The organism is Rufibacter roseolus (assembly GCF_017916365.1).
Lineage (GTDB): Bacteria > Bacteroidota > Bacteroidia > Cytophagales > Hymenobacteraceae > Nibribacter > Nibribacter roseolus.
Genome location: NZ_JAFMSU010000003.1, coordinates 93,918 through 111,934 on the forward strand (window position 1 = coordinate 93,918; position 18,017 = coordinate 111,934).

Annotated in this window: 13 protein-coding genes; 9 read left to right on the forward strand and 4 right to left on the reverse strand. The window is 54.7% G+C overall.

What is annotated here, in order from left to right; all coding sequences use genetic code 11:
* The first annotated feature begins 228 nt into the window (after window positions 1–228).
* From uxaC to J3P35_RS16305, 6 genes are all read left to right on the forward strand, one after another.
* Entirely contained in the window at window positions 229–1,626 is a 1,398-nt protein-coding gene (uxaC, locus tag J3P35_RS16280) for a glucuronate isomerase (protein ID WP_210465732.1), read from the forward strand.
* A 3-nt stretch (window positions 1,627–1,629) separates the two neighbouring features.
* The gene (locus tag J3P35_RS16285; RefSeq protein ID WP_210465733.1) at window positions 1,630–2,658 is read left to right on the forward strand and encodes a sugar kinase; all 1,029 of its coding nucleotides are present in this window, start codon (window positions 1,630–1,632) and stop codon (window positions 2,656–2,658) included.
* The gene (locus J3P35_RS16290) at window positions 2,648–3,307 is read left to right on the forward strand and encodes a beta/alpha barrel domain-containing protein (protein ID WP_210465734.1); all 660 of its coding nucleotides are present in this window, start codon (window positions 2,648–2,650) and stop codon (window positions 3,305–3,307) included. Before J3P35_RS16285 ends, J3P35_RS16290 begins: the two co-directional genes overlap by 11 nt.
* A gap of 47 nt (window positions 3,308–3,354) precedes the next feature.
* Window positions 3,355–4,722: an MFS transporter gene (locus J3P35_RS16295; protein WP_210465735.1), complete on the forward strand. Its 1,368-nt coding sequence runs from the start codon at window positions 3,355–3,357 to the stop codon at window positions 4,720–4,722.
* Window positions 4,723–4,918: 196 nt separating this feature from the next.
* Complete coding sequence (locus tag J3P35_RS16300; RefSeq protein WP_210465736.1) at window positions 4,919–7,393, forward strand: glycoside hydrolase family 95 protein; 2,475 nt, start codon at window positions 4,919–4,921, stop codon at window positions 7,391–7,393.
* A 300-nt stretch (window positions 7,394–7,693) separates the two neighbouring features.
* Entirely contained in the window at window positions 7,694–10,270 is a 2,577-nt protein-coding gene (locus J3P35_RS16305) for a phosphoenolpyruvate carboxylase (RefSeq protein ID WP_210465737.1), read from the forward strand.
* A gap of 298 nt (window positions 10,271–10,568) precedes the next feature.
* Here the strand turns inward: J3P35_RS16305 and J3P35_RS16310 are convergent, their stop codons facing one another.
* From J3P35_RS16310 to hutI, 3 genes are all read right to left on the reverse strand, one after another.
* Window positions 10,569–11,297: a hypothetical protein gene (locus tag J3P35_RS16310; RefSeq protein WP_210465738.1), complete on the reverse strand. Its 729-nt coding sequence runs from the start codon at window positions 11,295–11,297 to the stop codon at window positions 10,569–10,571.
* A 122-nt stretch (window positions 11,298–11,419) separates the two neighbouring features.
* Window positions 11,420–12,382: a formimidoylglutamase gene (gene hutG, locus J3P35_RS16315; RefSeq protein ID WP_210465739.1), complete on the reverse strand. Its 963-nt coding sequence runs from the start codon at window positions 12,380–12,382 to the stop codon at window positions 11,420–11,422.
* Window positions 12,383–12,428: 46 nt separating this feature from the next.
* A complete protein-coding gene (gene hutI / locus J3P35_RS16320) occupies window positions 12,429–13,685 on the reverse strand; it encodes an imidazolonepropionase (protein ID WP_210465740.1) in 1,257 nt (418 codons plus the stop codon).
* 351 nt (window positions 13,686–14,036) lie between these two features.
* On the opposite strand from hutI, the gene J3P35_RS16325 reads away from it, so the two are divergent.
* Window positions 14,037–14,219: a hypothetical protein gene (locus J3P35_RS16325; RefSeq protein WP_210465741.1), complete on the forward strand. Its 183-nt coding sequence runs from the start codon at window positions 14,037–14,039 to the stop codon at window positions 14,217–14,219.
* A gap of 116 nt (window positions 14,220–14,335) precedes the next feature.
* On the opposite strand, the gene hutU is transcribed toward J3P35_RS16325, so the two are convergent.
* Window positions 14,336–16,048 carry a urocanate hydratase gene (hutU, locus tag J3P35_RS16330; RefSeq protein WP_210465742.1) on the reverse strand — a complete coding sequence of 571 codons (1,713 nt, stop codon included), beginning with the start codon at window positions 16,046–16,048 and terminating at the stop codon, window positions 14,336–14,338.
* Window positions 16,049–16,297: 249 nt separating this feature from the next.
* On the opposite strand from hutU, the gene J3P35_RS16335 reads away from it, so the two are divergent.
* Both J3P35_RS16335 and rluF read left to right on the forward strand, forming a co-directional pair.
* Window positions 16,298–16,513 (forward strand): VF530 family protein, encoded by a 216-nt coding sequence (locus J3P35_RS16335; protein ID WP_149092955.1) that lies wholly within the window; start codon window positions 16,298–16,300, stop codon window positions 16,511–16,513.
* 181 nt (window positions 16,514–16,694) lie between these two features.
* Window positions 16,695–17,930 carry a 23S rRNA pseudouridine(2604) synthase RluF gene (gene rluF / locus J3P35_RS16340; protein ID WP_210465743.1) on the forward strand — a complete coding sequence of 412 codons (1,236 nt, stop codon included), beginning with the start codon at window positions 16,695–16,697 and terminating at the stop codon, window positions 17,928–17,930.
* The last annotated feature ends 87 nt before the right edge of the window (window positions 17,931–18,017 follow it).

Below are 18,017 nucleotides of genomic sequence, written 5' to 3' on the forward strand. Positions count from 1 at the left end.
CCAGGTAGCAAGCCTGGAAACTCTGGTGAACCAGGAACTGGAAGCGCTCCTGCAATAAAAACTGGCTAAAAAGCACTAATTCATACTCTTTTAACAAAAACAGGCACCCACACAGGTGTTGGTGTCTGTTTTTGTCCTATTTTAAGCAAATTACCCTGAAAACGCCCGACTAACTTACCGGCAATCGGGCTGTTTTCAGATCCTTTACAGTATCCCAACGCTACGTTTATGTCATTTTTAGACGATAACTTCTTACTTCAGACCAAGACCGCCCAAACGCTGTACCATGAGCATGCCAAACACATGCCCATCATTGACTACCATTGCCACCTGAACCCCGCCGACATTGCCAATGACCGAAAGTTCAGAAACCTGACCCAAATTTGGCTGGAGGGCGATCACTATAAATGGCGGGCCATGCGCACCAACGGCGTTCCTGAGCGGTTCTGCACCGGCCACGCCGATGATTTTGAGAAGTTTGAGCAGTGGGCCAAAACCGTTCCGCTTACCATGCGCAACCCCTTGTACCACTGGACGCACATGGAGCTGAAGCGGCCCTTCGGGATACAGAAAATCCTGAAGCCGGAGTCTGCCCGCGAGATTTATGACACCGCCACTGAGATGCTGCAGTCAGATGAATTCAGCGTGCGCGGCATCCTGAAGAAGATGAACCTAGTCACCATCTGCACCACCGATGACCCCATTGATTCCCTGGAGCACCACCAGAAAATTGCCGCCGATGATTTCGGAATAAAGGTGTTGCCTACCTTCCGTCCCGATAAAGCCATGGCCATTGAGGACAGCGGATATTTAGCTTACCTGGAGAAACTGGAAGCCGCTTCGGGCGTTTCCATCAGCAATTACCAAAGCCTGCTGGATGCCCTGAAACAGCGCCACGACTTCTTCCACGCCCAAGGCGGACGCTTGTCTGACCACGGCCTGGAAACCATGTACGCCGAGGAATACACCGACCAGGAGATTGCCGCCATTTTTGAAAAAGCGCTGCAAAAACAGGCTTTGACCCAAGAAGAGGTACTGAAATTCAAATCTGCCATGCTGGTGGAACTGGCTTTGATGGACCACGCCAGAGGCTGGACGCAGCAGTTTCACCTGGGTGCGCTGCGCAACAATAACACACGCATGATGCGCGAACTGGGCCCGGATACCGGCTTCGATTCCATCGGGGATTTTGATGTGGCCCGTCCGTTGGCTAAATTCATGGACAAACTGGACAACTCTAATCAGTTGGCCAAGACCATCCTCTACAACCTGAACCCGAGCCAGAACGAATTGTACGCTACCATGATAGGAAACTTCAACGACGGCAGCACGCCGGGCAAAATCCAGTACGGCTCGGCGTGGTGGTTCCTAGATCAGAAGCAAGGCATGGAGGCACAGATGAACGCGCTTTCTAACATGGGCCTACTGAGCCGCTTCGTGGGCATGCTCACCGATTCCCGCAGCTTCCTCTCCTACCCGCGCCACGAGTACTTCAGAAGAATCCTCTGCAACATGCTGGGCAATGACGTGGAGAACGGTGAACTGCCGGCGTCTGAACTGGAATGGATCGGGCAAATGGTGGAGAACATCTGCTACAACAACGCTAAAAACTACTTCAATTTCTAAGGTATGACCAGCGGAAAAGTCTTATCGTTTGGGGAGCTATTGCTCAGAATCTGTCCGGATGGGCAAGGCCAGTGGCTGCAGGAGAACCGGCTGCCCTTCTACGTGGGCGGCGCTGAACTGAACGTAGCCACGGCACTGGCGCTGTGGGACGTTCCCTCGGCGTACCTCACTGCGCTGCCCGAGAACTTCGTGTCTGAGCAGCTCATGGGCTACATGCAGGAACGCCAGATTGATACCAGCCCCGTGGTGCTGCAAGGTGACCGCGTAGGGCTTTATTACCTGCCTAAGGGAAAAGACCTCAAAAACGCCGGCGTGATCTATGACCGCGCGGGATCGGCGTACGCCGATCTGAAAACTGGCACCATCAACTGGGACCAGGTATTCGAAGGAGTGAGCTGGTTCCATTTCAGTGCCATCTGCCCGGCTATCAACCAGAACGTAGCCGAGGTCTGCGCCGAGGCGCTACAAGCGGCCCAAGAACGCAACATCTTCATCTCTTTGGACCTGAACTACCGCGCCAAGCTCTGGAAGTACGGCAAAGACCCGGTTGAGGTCATGCCATCGTTGGCCTCTTCCTGTGACCTGATCATGGGCAACGTGTGGGCCGCGAACAAAATGCTGGGCATGCCGCTGGAAGAGGAACTGGTGCAGGACATTGAAAAAGAGAAACTCTTGCAGCACGCCACCTTAACATCTGAAGCGATTCTGAAAGAATTCCCCAAATGCAGGATCGTGGCCAACACCTTCCGGTTTGACCACGGGCCGCAGGGCATCCGCTACTTCACCACGCTTTATACCCAGGGCGAACTGCACGTGTCACAGGAGTACGTGATAGACAAAATCCTGGACAAAGTGGGTAGCGGCGACTGCTTCATGGCCGGGCTCATCCACGGCTTTTACCACCAGCGCTCGCCGCAGGAAACCCTGGAGTTTGCCACCGCGGCGGCCTTTAAGAAATTATTCATCGAAAGCGATGCTACCACTAGCACGGTAGCCGAGATTGAGGAAACCATTCAAGCGTATGCCAAATAAAGAAACGGCCCTGCAGGCCATCGTAAACCAAGGGCTTCTGCCGTTATTCTTCCATGAGGACCCACAACTGAGCCTGGACGTGGTGAAAGCCCTGTACCACGCGGGCGTGAGAACGCTGGAGTACACCAACCGCGGGGCCGCCGCGCTGGAAAACTTCACGTTTCTAAAAAAAGAGCTCAAAACGTACCAGGACCTGCACCTGGGCATCGGGACCATCAAAACCGTGCAGCAGGCCGAGGCATTCCTCCAAGCCGGCGCCGATTACGTGGTGGCCCCTATTGTGGACCCGCAGGTAGGCAACCTGGTGCACGAGGCCGGTCTGCTCTGGATTCCGGGGTGCTTCACGCCCACCGAGATTCATGTGGCGCAGCAGGCGCAGGCGGCTTTGATCAAGATCTTCCCGGCCAACATTGTGGGTCCGGCGTTTGTCTCTTCCATTAAAGAGCTATTCCCGGGGCAGTTGTTCATCCCTACCGGGGGCGTGGAAATGGAAGAGGAGAACTTCCGAACCTGGTTTAAGGCGGGTGTCTGTGCCGTGGGCATGGGCAGCAAACTCATCAGCAAAGACATTTTGGCCAACCGGCAGTTTGAAACCTTACAGGACCTCACGGCACAAGCATTGGAATTAGCGCAGAGATGTAGAAAATAGTTAACCCCGCCCTTATGACCCAAACAAAACAAACAAAACCAATCATTATGACAGGCCAGGAAAAGATTGGCAAGTACCGGTGGACCATCTGTGCCCTGCTTTTCTTCGCCACCACGGTCAATTACCTGGACCGGCAGGTGCTCAGCCTGCTGCAGCCGCTGCTAGCGGAGAAGTTTGGCTGGTCCAACACCGATTACGCCAACATTGCGGCGGTTTTCCAGTTCACCTACGCCATTTCCATGCTCTTCGCCGGCCGCATTATTGACCGTTTAGGAACAAAGAAAGGCTATGCCTGGGCACTGATCATCTGGTCTTTGGCCGCCATTCTGCACGCCTACGCCGAGCCGCTGGGCAGGTCGGTGAGTCCGTTGTTCACAGCCCTTGGGTTCGGGGCGTTGCCAGTTTCGGTGATCGGGTTCATGGTGGCCCGGGCTTTCCTGGGCTTCGGGGAGTCTGGTAACTTCCCGGCGGCCATCAAGGCTACCGCCGAGTACTTCCCTAAAAAAGAACGCTCTTTGGCGACGGGTATCTTCAACTCAGGTTCCAACGTGGGGGCCATTCTGGCTCCGATTACCGTGCCCTGGATTGCCGCGCACCTGGGCTGGGAATACACCTTCTTTATCATCGGGGCGATTGGGTTTCTGTGGCTGTTTTTCTGGTTCACTTTCTACGAAACACCCGATAAACAGAAAAGACTCTCAGCCGCCGAGCGCGACTACATCAGCAGCGACAGCGAGCCCGTGCTGGAGCCAGATTCCCCGGCCTCGGCGGAGAAAGTGTCCTGGTTCAAGCTGTTGGGCTTCAAACAAACCTGGGCTTTCGCCTTCGGGAAATTTCTCACCGACGGGGTTTGGTGGTTTTTCCTTTTCTGGCTGCCGGCTTACCTTAAAGCCCAATATGGCTTAACGGGTACCCAGGTGATGCTCCCGTTATCCGTGCTGTACAGCATGACCATGGTGGGCAGCATTGGCGGTGGTTGGTTCCCGATGTACTTCATTAACAAAGGCTACAATCCTTACGAAGGACGTATGCGGGCCATGTTCGTAATCGCGTTGTTCCCGCTGTTGGTGCTGGCGGCGCAGCCTTTGGGCGGCATCAGCTACTGGTTCCCGGTACTGTTCATCGGTATCGGAGCTTCGGCGCACCAGGCCTGGTCGGCCAACATCTTCACCACCGTTTCTGATATGTTCCCTAAGAAATCCGTGGCCTCGGTGACGGGCATCGGCGGCATGGCCGGGGGTATCGGTGGCGTGGTGGTGACCAAAGTGGGGGGATATCTTTTTGACCATTATGAAGCCCTGGGTCACGTGGAGACCGGTTACACCATCATGTTTGCGTTCTGCGCCTTGGCGTACCTGGTAGCCTGGTCAGTGATGAAATCGCTGGTGCCTAAGATGAAACCGGTGGCGTTGTAATCAGCCTGCCTCGTTTCTTAGGTGCAATCACTGGAAGGCTTTCTTCTAAGATTCTCCTCATGAATAAGCCTTTGGATTCTGCGATCTGAAGGCTTATTCATGTACAAGCCTTCCTCTTTCTGCTTTATCTACCGCTTTGTTTCCCGTTACCTGTTTTTAGCCTATTTTCAGAAAATCAGCCCCTAAACGTAGCCCCATGAACCCCGTGTATTTTCTCAGGTTTACCTTCCTACTGCTATTCACTGTTACTACCTGTTTCGCTCAGCACCAGGCGCCCCTCACGCTTTGGTACGACAAACCCGCCGCCAACTGGAACGAAGCCCTTCCGCTGGGCAACGGTCGCCTCGGGGCCATGGTATTCGGCGGGCCGGCCAAAGAGCAGTTGCAGTTGAACGAGGAAACGGTCTGGGCCGGCGAACCGGGCAACAATGTGAAGAACGACCTTTACAGCGCCCTACCTAAAATCCGGAGGCTGATCTTTGAGGGCCAGCACAAAGAGGCGCAGGCCCTGGCGTTGGAAAAACTTCCCAGAAACGCGCCCGCCAGCAACAACTACGGCATGCCCTACCAACCCGTAGGCAACCTGTTCATGCACTTCCCCGGCCACGAGAAAGCCACTTCCTACCGTCGTGAGCTGGACATCAGCCAGGCGGTGGCCTCAGTCTCCTACAAGGTGGGCGAGGTGACCTACAAACGGGAAATGCTTTCTTCTTTCCCCGATGATGTCCTCCTCATCCGGCTCACCGCCGATAAACCCGGCAGCCTTACCTTCACTGTGGGCGCCGACAGTCCGCATAAAAGCTACGCGGTGAGCACGCAGGGAGACCAGTTGCTGCTGAACGGGGTTTCCGGGGACAGGAACAACAAGAAAGGCAAGGTGCGGTTCCAGGCCCGTGTGCAGCCCAAAGTGACCGGGGGCAAGCTCACGGCTACCGCCAACGCGCTCCAGATCACCGGCGCCGATGAAGTGGTCCTCTACGTGTCCATGGGTACCAACTTCAAGAACTACCAAGACATCTCCGGCGATGAGGCGGCGAAAACAGCCCATTTCTTGAAAAAGGCCTTCAAAAAAGACTACCCTAAAGCCCGCGAGGCACACATCCGGCACTACCAGAATTATTTCAACCGCGTATCGCTGGATTTGGGCACCACGGAGGCCATGGGCAAACCCACCAACGTGCGCCTGGCCGAGTTCGCCAAAGGCAACGATCCGCAGCTGGTGAGCTTGTACTTCCAGTTCGGGCGGTATTTACTGATCTCCACCTCGCAGCCGGGAACGCAGCCGGCCAACCTGCAGGGCATCTGGAACGAAAAAGTTTCTCCGCCCTGGGACAGCAAGTACACCGTCAACATCAACACCGAGATGAACTACTGGCCCGCCGAGGTCACCAACCTGCCGGAGATGCACGAACCGCTTTTCAGTATGCTGAAGGACCTGGCCGAGGCCGGCAAGGAAGCCGCCTCCAAGATGTACGGCGCGCGCGGCTGGGCCCTGCACCACAACACCGATCTCTGGCGCATGACCGGTCCGGTAGACGGAGCGTTTTACGGCCTGTGGCCCATGGGCGGCGCCTGGCTCACGCAGCATCTGTGGCAGCATTACCTCTACACCGGCGACAAGAAATTCCTGAAGCAGGTCTACCCCACCCTGAAAGGCGCCGCCACGTTCTACGTCGATGTTTTGCAGGAAGAGCCCACCCACCGCTGGTTGGTGGTGACCCCGTCCATGTCGCCGGAGAACTCCCACCAGAACGATGTTTCCATTGCGGCCGGCACCACCATGGACAACCAGTTGGTGTTCGATGTCTTCTCCAACGTCATCCACGCGGCCGCCGCTTTGAACACTGATCGGGCTTTCGCCGATACGCTCCAGAAAATGCGGGACCGGTTGCCGCCCATGCAGGTAGGCCAGTACAGCCAGTTGCAGGAATGGCTCCACGACTGGGACAGCCCCACCGACAAGCATCGCCACGTATCGCACCTCTACGGCCTGTTCCCCAGCAACCAGGTATCGCCGTACACGCAGCCTGAGCTGTTTGAGGCCGCCAAAACCTCGCTCGTCTACCGCGGCGATAAATCCACGGGTTGGTCCATGGGCTGGAAAGTGAACCTTTGGGCCCGGCTCTTGGACGGAAACCGCGCCTACAAACTCATAGAAGACCAACTCACGCCCGCCGGGGCAGTGGAATCGGGAGAAGGCGGAGGCACCTACCCCAACCTTTTCGATGCCCACCCACCTTTTCAGATCGATGGGAATTTCGGCTGTACCTCTGGCATCGCCGAGATACTGTTGCAGAGCCATGACGGCACCCTGCACCTGCTTCCGGCCTTGCCGGACAAATGGCAATCCGGCGAGGTGAAAGGCCTGGTAGCCCGGGGCGGCTACGTGGTGGACATGCGCTGGGAGAACGGGAAAGTGAAAGCCCTCACTGTCCATTCCAAACTGGGCGGTAATTGTCGCATCAGGGTAGCCAACGGATTGGAACTGAAAAGCAAGGGAGACCTGAAGAAAGCCGAGGGAACCAACCCCAATTCCTTCTACCAGATGGCAGCCATCAAAACGCCTTTGGTGTCGCCCAAGGCAACCGTTAAGCCGGCTACTGTTCCCAACACCTCGCTGCTTGATCTGAAAACTGAGAAAGGGAAAACCTATGAGCTCATCGGGCTGTAAGTATTTCCGGGTTTATCTTGTTTAAAGCCTTCTGTTTTCCACACAAGGGATAGACTTCCGTTTAGGGCCAGTTTTAGAGAAATCGGCTGGAAAACGGAAAGCTTCTGCCGCTTCGGCGGATAAAAGGAAATTAGCTTATATTTTAAAAATTGGTTATTAAAGCTCATTTAATACTAGAGAACCCTTAACAAAGAAGCCAATATCTTCTATATTTGTTAATGACCATTCCCTTATACTACCGAGTTGGTCTGAAATTAAGAAATGAGGTGCCTCTAGGCGTACCTCACAATTTGCCAAATTATGGATGGTTCATCTAACAGTGCCCTGCAAACCTATGACAAACACGTAGGGCTAAAATTTCAATTATACAACAGCTTGTTCACGGCGCTTCCGTTCCACCGGGTGGAGAAAACGGGCGTGTTGCTTTCCATTTTCCTGCTGCATTGCGAGGAAGGTTTTGAGAAAGTCCTGAGCCCTGCCGAGATCATCAGCACGTTCTTCAGCCAGTACACGCCTTACCGCACCGAGCAGGAGCAGATGGATCTGCTGTTCCGGTTTGTGCAGTACGCCGAGCGCCAGGTGGTGCTGTTCGATGCCTTGGAGGACGCTTCTTTCCGGGAGACGCACGACATGAGCGGGGCTGGTACCCTGAAGCACCTGCAGGCTGAGGTGGAACAGACCCAGGCCCACCAGCAGTTGAAAGAGAAACTGAGAGATTTCTCAGTGCGGTTGGTGCTCACGGCCCATCCTACCCAGTTTTACCCCAGCGAGGTGCTGGGCATCATCAACGACCTGTCCAAGGCTTTGGTGAGCGATAACACAGCGCAGGTGAACAGCTATTTGCGCCAATTGGGCAAAACTCCGTTTTTCAAGAATGAGAAACCCTCCCCCTATGACGAGGCTGTCAGCCTGATCTGGTACCTGGAGAACGTGTTTTACCAATCGGCGGGGCAGATCATGTCTTCCCTGAAAACCCAGTTCCCCGAGGCGGTTTTAGCGGATAATCCTTTGATCCGGCTGGGCTTCTGGCCCGGCGGCGACCGCGATGGCAACCCCTTTGTCTCAGCGCAGATCACGCTCAAAGTGGCCGAGGCTTTGCGCGGGGCCATCATCAAGTCCTATTACCAGGATGTGCGGCGGCTCAAGCGGCGGCTCACCTTTAAAGGCGTTTTGAACGAGTTGATTGCGCTGGAGGAAAAGCTGTACAACAACCTCTTCCTGCCCGGTTACAAAGCCGATATCACCAAGGAAGACATTCTGGCACCGCTGGAGAAAATCACCCAAACGCTCATAAAAGACCACAACAGGCTGTTCCTGAACCTGGCCGAAAATCTGGTCCGGAAAGTGGAGCTGTTCGGGTTGTACTTCGCCTCGTTGGATGTGCGGCAAGACAGCTCGGCGCACACTGAGGCCCTGGAAGCCATCGCGGCCCAAACCGAGGCACTTCCTAAAAACTACACCCAGCTTTCGGCGGAAGAGAAAATCAGCGCGCTGCTCAAGGCCAATGCTACCGTGGACTCAACAGCGTTGGAGAATGACCTGCACCGCGATACCGTGGAGTCCATGCAGGCCATCAAGGCCATTCAGCAGATCAACGGCGAGCAGGGCTGCCACCGCTACATCATTAGTCATAGCACCAGCGCCCTGGACATTATGGAAGTCTACGGCCTGTTCCTCTTGAGCGGCTGGAACCCCGAGGAACTGAGCGTGGACATTGTGCCGCTCTTTGAGACCATTGATGACCTGAGAAACGCCCGCGGGGTGATGCAGGCCTTGTACACCTCTGAGGTGTACAGGCAGCATTTGCAGCGGCGCGGCAACATCCAGACCATCATGCTGGGCTTCTCAGACGGCACCAAGGACGGCGGCTACCTCATGGCAAACTGGAGCATCTACAAAGCCAAGGAAGAACTGAGTCTGCTGGCCAAACAGCACGATTTGCAGGTGGTCTTCTTTGACGGACGCGGCGGACCTCCTGCCCGGGGCGGCGGCAGAACGCACCAGTTCTACGCGTCCATGGGCTCCAACATCGCCAGCAAGGAAATCCAGTTGACCATCCAGGGGCAGACAATTAGCTCCAACTTCGGGACCATTGACGCGGCGCAGTACAACATGGAACAGCTCATGCACGCCGGTATCCGGAACGCGCTGTTCACTTCCCGCGAAACCACCCTCACTCATGAGGAGGAACGACTCATGCAGCAAATGGCCGACGAGAGTTACCAAGCCTACAACACGCTCAAGAACCTGCCTAACTTCCTGGAGTACCTCAACTACGCCAGCCCCCTCAGGTACTACGCCGAGGCCAATATAGGGAGCCGTCCGGCCAAGCGGAAGCCAGGCAAACTGAACCTGAACGACCTCAGGGCGGTGCCTTACGTGGGTTCCTGGAGCCAGTTGAAGCAGAACCTGCCCGGCTACTATGGCGTGGGCACCGCCATGGAGAAGCTGGAAAACGAAGGCCAATGGGAAGCCGTGGAGCAACTGTACTCCCGCTCTTTGTTCGTCCGCACCTTGGTGGGCAACTGCGAGATGGCCATGACCAAGTGCTTTTTCCCGCTCACCGCCTTTCTGGCCAAGCACCCGCAGTACGGCGAGCTCTGGAAGATGATCCATGAGGAGTTTGAGCGCACCAAGCAGTACGTTCTGCGCCTCACCGGCAATGCCCAGCTTATGGAAGACAAACCCGTGAACCGGTTGTCCATCCAGATGCGCCAGCGCATTGAGTTACCCCTGCTCACCATCCAGCAATTCGCCCTCACCAAAATCAGGGAAATGGAAGAGCAGGAAACCGAGGCTCCGGACAAAAGCAAATTTGAGAAACTGGTGATGCGCTGCTCCTTCGGGATCATCAACGCCGAACGGAACTCCGCGTAAACCTTGTGGTAAGTGATGATAAAGCGAAACCCGGCCCCTACCAAAGTGGCCGGGTTTCGCTTTTCTGTTATAGGCCTTTTTTCTGGAAACAGCAGCTAAAACAGAGCCAAATGTGAATTTCTTTTTATGTCTGGCGCAAGTGTCCGCTTGTGCCTTTTTGGGTGAGGTCTGTTTTGGGGCTATTCTCCAAAAAATAGCTGAATATACGTTGGCACAAGGGAACGCTTGCGCCAGGTCATCCTTTATAAGGGTTTCGTGTAAACAATGCGCAAGAGAGCCGTTGGCAGAAGTATGGTGTTTACACAACTTTAGACACAGGCTTTTTCTTTTCATCGACCAGCTTTACTTTGACAAAGAACCAAAGCACCGGCTCGAAACCATTTTCTTCAGCATTCATGTATTCTACTAGCTTTTCCCAATTGTTGTCATTGGCAATAAGACCGTATTGATTAATCTGCACACCAAACTTATCTACTAGATCGTCAGCAATGTCATGGCAGTGAAAAGTATGGAAGTCGCCACTAGCCTCAATTCCTATCAAATCATAGCCAATTACTTTTTCTGATTCATCAGCTACTTCAGGTATCTGCCTGTTTACGTTATCCCAAAGTCCGATAGCTCCAATATCTTTTCCCTCAACTACAAACTCCGCTATCAATGCATCTTTCTCCGTTTCGGGAAAATTCACACTAAAAATTTGATAGTCCTGTGCCGTGGCAAAGAACCTTTCTTTATATTCATTTAAGGTGTCAAAATCAGAGAAGGTATTTACCCAGCCAATTTTCTTTTCCTCAAACTTTTGGTCAGCCCAAGTCTGGATTTCCTTGATCTGGGATGTGGTCAGATTGAATTCTTCTCTTGCCTCTTTAAGTCCGCTGTTTCCGCTTGAACTCCAAGAAATTGACCAAGCATCGAAGTAGGAGTCGTTTATACAAGTACTGCATGTGCAAACTTTAGAACCCTTTCTGGAGCCGAAATCTGCAAGACGTACTTTCAGGAAATAATAGGCTCCTAGATAATACTTCATATTTTTAGCTTGTGCCTAAAAGTGAAAAAAAGAAAACTCTAAACAGGCTAAAGCCCTTCTGGAACTCACTCACAACTTCAAGTTTAGCTCTGATTTCCGAAAAACAGCTGTGAAACGGAATCCTACTTCCAGGTTTGCACCAAATGGTAGATAAGACCAGCGGCCAGCTTGGCGGTGCGGCTGTCAATGTCAAGCCGGGGATTCAACTCCACTACATCCACGGAGAGAAGCTTTCCGCTGCCGGCAATTTCCTGCAGGAGGGGCAAAACAGCTTGGGGCGAAAGGCCAAAAGCGGTGGGCGCACTCACGCCGGGCGCGTAGGCCGCCGCGAACACGTCCAGGTCAATGCTGAGGTACACCTTGTCCACCCTAGAAATAAACTGCTGAATTTTCTGCTTTATGGTTTCCGTCATCCCAAACTGTAAGTCCTGGGCGACTACATAGTCCACGCCCAGATCAGCGGCGGTCTGGAAAAGTTTGCGGGTATTGCCGTACTCCTGGATGCCCAGACAGAGGTATTGGAATTCTTTCCCCGCCACGTTCAGCTCATGGGCAATCTGCAGGAACGGGCTTCCGGAACTGGAATGTGGCATGTAGCTCCGGAGATCAAAATGGGCGTCCAGGTTAATGATGCCTAGTCTCTCCTGAGGTTCCAGTTGCTTGTGGATGCCCAGGAAATGGCCGTACGCCGTTTCATGCCCGCCTCCCATGACAATGGGCCGGTATCCTTTTTTGAGGAGCAGCTCCACTTTTCGGCCGAGCTGGGTTTGGGCCTCCTCCAGTTTTTGGTTCGCGCAGATGATGTCGCCACCTTCGAAGATTTGTACTTCGTCCGGCAGATGATCCGCGAGCGAAGACATGGCCAGGCGAAGGGCATCGGGGCCCTCGGCGGCGCCCACCCGACCCAGGTTACGCCGCACGCCTTCGTCACAGCTGAATCCTAAAAACGCAAAGTTTCCGTTTCCATCAGCTACTTCCCGGGAAAGGTCCATTAATTGCACCACTTGGTGCCATCGCAGGCCCAACTCGCCGTCCTGCGGGTCTATCCTCCCTTTCCAAGTAGTTTTGTCTGATGGTTTGTACATTTATTCTTAAGCTATTTTAAATCAGATTAAGACATCACGGCTGCGGTTATTGCGGTTTGCAGAGCTTTCCACGTTTCCAGACCATGGCTGGTTTCAGTTTGCCTTGATGATACAGTATTTCACGGTAATCTGCCGTCGGGAAAGCGACCATATCGGCCAGCAGGCCGGGTAACAGGCGACCCCGGTCCTCCAGGCGTAAGGCGTGGGCTGCCCGGAAGGTTATGCCGGCAAACGTCTCAGTGAGGGTCAGTTTTTCGGCGGCTCCCAGTAACGCAGCCTGGAGCAGCAGATCACCCATAGGCGCCGAGCCAGGATTCCAGTCGGTGGCAATGGCCACACAGAGGCCTCCGTCCAGGAACTGGCGGACAGGCGCAAAGGTCATCCCCAGGCCTAGGGAGGCTCCCGGCAGCACAGTGGCCACCACCTCAGCGGCTTTCAATTGCGCAATTTCATCGGGTCCGCTGGCCTCCAGGTGATCTGCGCTGGCGGCTTTTACCTGCCCCGCCACTTGGCTACCTCCGGTACTGAACTGATCTGCATGCACGGTCACCTCGAACCCTAGAGCTTGGGCGCCTTGCAGGTAAGCCAAGGCTTCGGCCTCAGTGAAGGCGGTGTCTTCAATGAAGATATCTACCCGCTGGGCAAGGTTTTGCTCTTTTACTTTCGGGAGCAGTTCCTGTAAAATGTGCTGTAAATAAGCGCCTGCATCTGAGAACTCAGGAGGGCGCATATGGGCAGCCAGGCAGGTAGGCACCAGATCTAAGGCCAATTGCTGGTCTGTTTCTTTAATGGCTTGCAGCATTTTGAGTTCCTCGGCTACCGCGAGGCCGTAGCCGCTTTTCACCTCGCTGGTGGTCACGCCCTCGGCCAGGTGCCGCTTTCCCCGATTAATGATTCCTTGCACCAATTCTTCCTGAGAAGCGGCCCTGGTTTTGGAGACGGTATCCAGGATGCCGCCACCGCTGCGGGCAATCTCCAGGTAACTTTTCCCGGCTACCCGCAAGGCATAATCGCGGGCTCTGGATCCCGCAAAACACAGGTGCGTGTGGGCATCTATGAACCCGGGCAATAGCACCATGGGCTCTTCTATCTTTTGCAACCTGTAATGCCGGACTTCCGCTTCCTGCGCCAACTCTGCATAGGAACCCACCTGCTCAATCTTCTCCCCTTTAATGAGGACACCCGCGTTTTCCAGCACCTCCAATTGTCCGTCATCTAGCGCCCCGTTCAACGGCAAACCTGCCATGGTAATAATCTGACTGAAAGGCCCGATGAGGGTAAAGCGGTCTAGGTCTTCTAGCATTGGGTTCAAGGTTCTGGCGGGAAGTAGTGCAGGTAGCAAGTTAATGACTGTTGCTTTGCAAAAATGGTTTTTAGGCTCTTTTATGAAAAACAGGCGGAAAATGCCAAATAGAAGAAAGCAGGTTATAACCAGTAAACAATGTCGATGTAGGGGCAATCCCTTGTGGTTGCCCAATTACGATTGTCGCTGCATTAGGGCAACCACAAGGGATTGCCCCTACAGAATCAGATTCATCGTTGGCACGAGCTTGCAGCTCTTGTCCGCACGCATTTCTGATCTCAGGCTTTAGATTGCCCTTTCCTGGGTCTGTCCCCTGACAGACCCAGGAAATGATAAAGTAAAAAATGTGCGTTGTCCTGTCACAAGGGACAGGCCGAGGTGGAGAATTGCCCCTACTTTATTCAATACCCCGCTGGCGCGAGCCTCCGGCTCGTGCCCAACCGCATTGCTGATAATTACAACCTTGGTAATGAGCAAAAGAAGATCGGGAATATGTGCGGACACGAGCCGGAGGCTCGCGCCAGCGAAAATTAATTCACTAAGATCAGGTTCCACAAATCAGATATCGTGGAGACAAGACGGTGCCTGGTCTCTACATAGATTGCAAAAACCTGGGATTTGACCACTAGCCAGAGGGTCTCTCCTAACATCTATAACTCCAGCCCGAACTTCTCAGCGTTTTCCTGGGCGGTTTCATAGCCGGCATCGGCGTGGCGGAAGATGCCAAGGGCGGGGTCATTGTGCAGCACGCGATGGAGGCAGCGGTCTGCGCGGTCGGTGCCATCGGCTAGGATAACCATGCCGGCGTGCTGGGAATAGCCCATGCCTACACCGCCGCCGTGGTGGAAGGAAATCCAGGTGGCGCCGCCACTGGCGTTGGCCATGAGATTGAGGAGGGGCCAGTCAGAGACGGCATCGGAACCGTCTTTCATGCCCTCGGTCTCACGGTACGGAGAGGCCACAGAGCCGCAGTCCAGGTGGTCCCTGCCGATGACGATAGGGGCTTTTATTTTGCCTTCGCGTACCAGTTGGTTGAATAGCAGACCTGCTTTTTCACGCTCGCCCATGCCCAGCCAGCAGATACGGCTGGGAAGTCCCTGGAACGCCACTTTCAACTCGGCTTGCAGGAGCCAATTGATCATGTGTGTGTTTTTGGGGAAAAGCGCTTTCAGGGCCTCATCGGTTACTTTGATGTCCTCGGGATCACCTGAGAGCGCCGCCCATCGGAACGGGCCTTTGCCCTCGCAAAACAGCGGCCTGATGAACTCCGGCACAAAGCCGGGGATCTCAAAGGCCCGGGGTTCGCCGCCCTGCTGGGCGAATTCGCGCAGGTTGTTGCCATAGTCAAAAGTTACGCTGCCACGGCGTTTGAGTTCCAGCATGAAACCCACGTGGCGGGCCATGCTCTTGAGGGACTGCACCCGGTACTGCTCAGGGTCTCTTTCCCGCAGGGCCAGGGCCTGGGGCAAACACATGCCGTGGGGCACGTAGCCGTTCATAGGATCGTGGGCCGACGTCTGGTCGGTGAGGATATCTGGGGTGATGCCGTCCTGGATGAGCTGCTCCAGCACATCGCCAATGTCGCCCACCAGGCCAATGGAAACGGCTTCGCCCTTGTCTTTGGCGGCCAGGGCCAGGCGCACGGCCTCGCGGTAATCAAAGGTCATTTTGTCTATGTAGCGGGTCTCCAGGCGTTTTTTGATGCGCTCGGGGTCAATGTCCACGCCCAAGAAGGTGGCGCCTGCCATGGTCGCTGCCAGGGGTTGGGCTCCGCCCATGCCACCCAGGCCGCCGCTCACCACCAGTTTGTGGCGCAGATCGCCGCAGTAGTGCTGCCGGGCGCAAGCCGCGAAAGTCTCATAAGTGCCCTGCAGAATGCCCTGTGTCCCGATGTAGATCCAGGAACCGGCCGTCATCTGCCCGTACATCATGAGGCCGCGCTCCCGCAGCTGGTTAAAATGCTCCCACGTTGCCCACTTGGGCACAAGGTTACTGTTGGCGATGAGCACGCGCGGCGCCTCGGCGTGGCTTCTGACCTTGCCCACCGGTTTCCCGCTCTGGATAAGCAAACTCTCGTCTTCCTCCAGCGTCAGGAGCAGCTCTACAATCTTGCGGGCATCCTGTGGCGTGCGCGCTGCCTGCCCAATGCCACCGTATACCACCAGCCGTTCCGGGTCCTCGGCCACCTCTTCAGACAGGTTATTCAAAAACATCCGGAGGGCGGCTTCTGCCTGCCAGTTCTTCGCGTGGAGCGTGGACCCCACCGGCGGAATGTACACGGGGTGGTTTGCGTAAGTCTGGATGAACTCTTCTACAGAAAGCTTGGGTGAGGAGGCGGGGCGGGACAGAGAGATAGTTTCCATGGGGACAGAGTGGTTTAGTGCTAAAAAGGAAGGCTTGGGCAATAACAATCCATTAATTTACTAAAAATTCTTAATTTGATTACAAATGCGTAACACAAATCTGGTGGAATTTTGTTTTTAGGTTCCTTTACGTAAAATAGGCTTAAAACAGGATACGGTAAGCAGCACAAAACCACGAAGCCATTCTATTACCCGGAGAGGGGCATCCGCGTAAACTCAGGGAGAAAAGACTACCTTTGTCCTGGAAATATGGAAGAACAGAAAAACAACCCCTTGCACGGGAAAACACTAGAGATGATTCTGGTGCTGCTGGTAGACCATTACGGGTGGGAAGAACTGGGCGACCGCATCAGGATCAACAGCTTCACGCACAACCCCAGCATCAAGTCCAGCCTAGCCTTTCTGCGAAAAACGCCTTGGGCGCGCAAGAAAGTAGAAGACCTTTACCTGCGCACCTTCGCCTGATAGCTTGTATAAATTTTGGATTGGTAAGCGAAAAGGGCAAACTCAGGTTCTTGCTATGGACATTTGCAGCACCAAAGACAAAGTTTACACATGCCCAGAGGTTTTCTTTTCAGGGGCTTGCCGCCAAAAAGGTGGCGTACATTTTTCCGCACACGTATAGTATTCAGAATCAGCACAAGACATGCCAACAGATAACACCATTCGGCTCAACAAATTCATCAGCGACTCGGGCTTCTGCTCGCGCCGCGAGGCCGACAATTACATAGACGAAGGCCGCGTCACCATCAATGACCGTACCGCCAAAAAAGGCGCCACCGTGAAGCCCGGCGACAAAGTGGCCGTGGACGGCGAGGCCATCAAAACCCGCAAACCCAGCGACCGGCCCATTTACATCGCTTTCAACAAGCCCACCGGCGTCACCACCACCACCGATACCAAGGACAAGAAGAACATCATTGACTTCATTGGCTACCCCAAGCGCATCTTCCCTATCGGGCGCCTGGACAATGCCTCTGAAGGACTCATCTTCCTGACCAATGACGGTGACATTGTTAACAAGATCCTGCGCGCCGACAACAACCACGAGAAAGAGTACGTGGTGATGGTGGACAAGCCCGTGACCGATGACTTCATCCAGAAGATGAGCAACGGCGTGCGCCTCTTTGAGGGCGTGACCAAGAAGTGCTTTGTGCAGCAGCAGGGCCACAAGGGCTTCAGGATCATCCTGACGCAGGGACTGAACCGCCAGATCCGGCGCATGTGCGAAGCACTAGGCTACAAAGTGGAGCGCCTCAAGCGCACGCGCATCATGACCGTGAAACTAGACGATCTGCCTACCGGCCACTGGCGCTACCTCACCCTGGAGGAAATCAAATCCATCAACCAACTGGTGGCGGAGTCTTCCAAGACTGAGGATGCCTCCTCGTGGGGGAAAGAAGCGGCCCGCGCTGCCAGAAAAGCCGATGCGGCCGACCAGGCAGATGAAGACGAGGTAACCGAGGAGTTCGGAGTGAAAGTGCATCGTGTGGCCCGGCCCCAGCGCACAACCCAGGAGTACGTGAACCCCAAGTCAAAAGCAGTCCGCAGACCCAAGGAAGACGATACCGCCAACCGCCGCCCTGCGCCCGCGTCTAAGGCTGCCCCCACCAGAAAACCCAAAGCAGACCGCGACGACTTCTATGACGATGACTTCGCTTCTGAAAGACCAGCCAGAGCCTCCTCTGAGCGCAAGCCCAAAGCCTCTGGGGGTAAGAACCTGAAAACCAAATCTGAGCACGCTTCCAAAAAGACCCCTCGGTCGCCCAAAGGTTCGCTGGCCCCCAGAAATCCCAAAGCCAAAGCAACCCGCAAGCCCAAACCAGCCGGTGACCAGACGCCCAAAAGAACGGCCGGTACCCGTGGCAGAGGCAGACGGTAAAAGCCAGATTAAGCTATTTCATTTATAAGCCAGAAGCGTTTAGTACCTGTTTCAAGAAAAACGGGGCCTAAACGCTTCTCTCGTTTA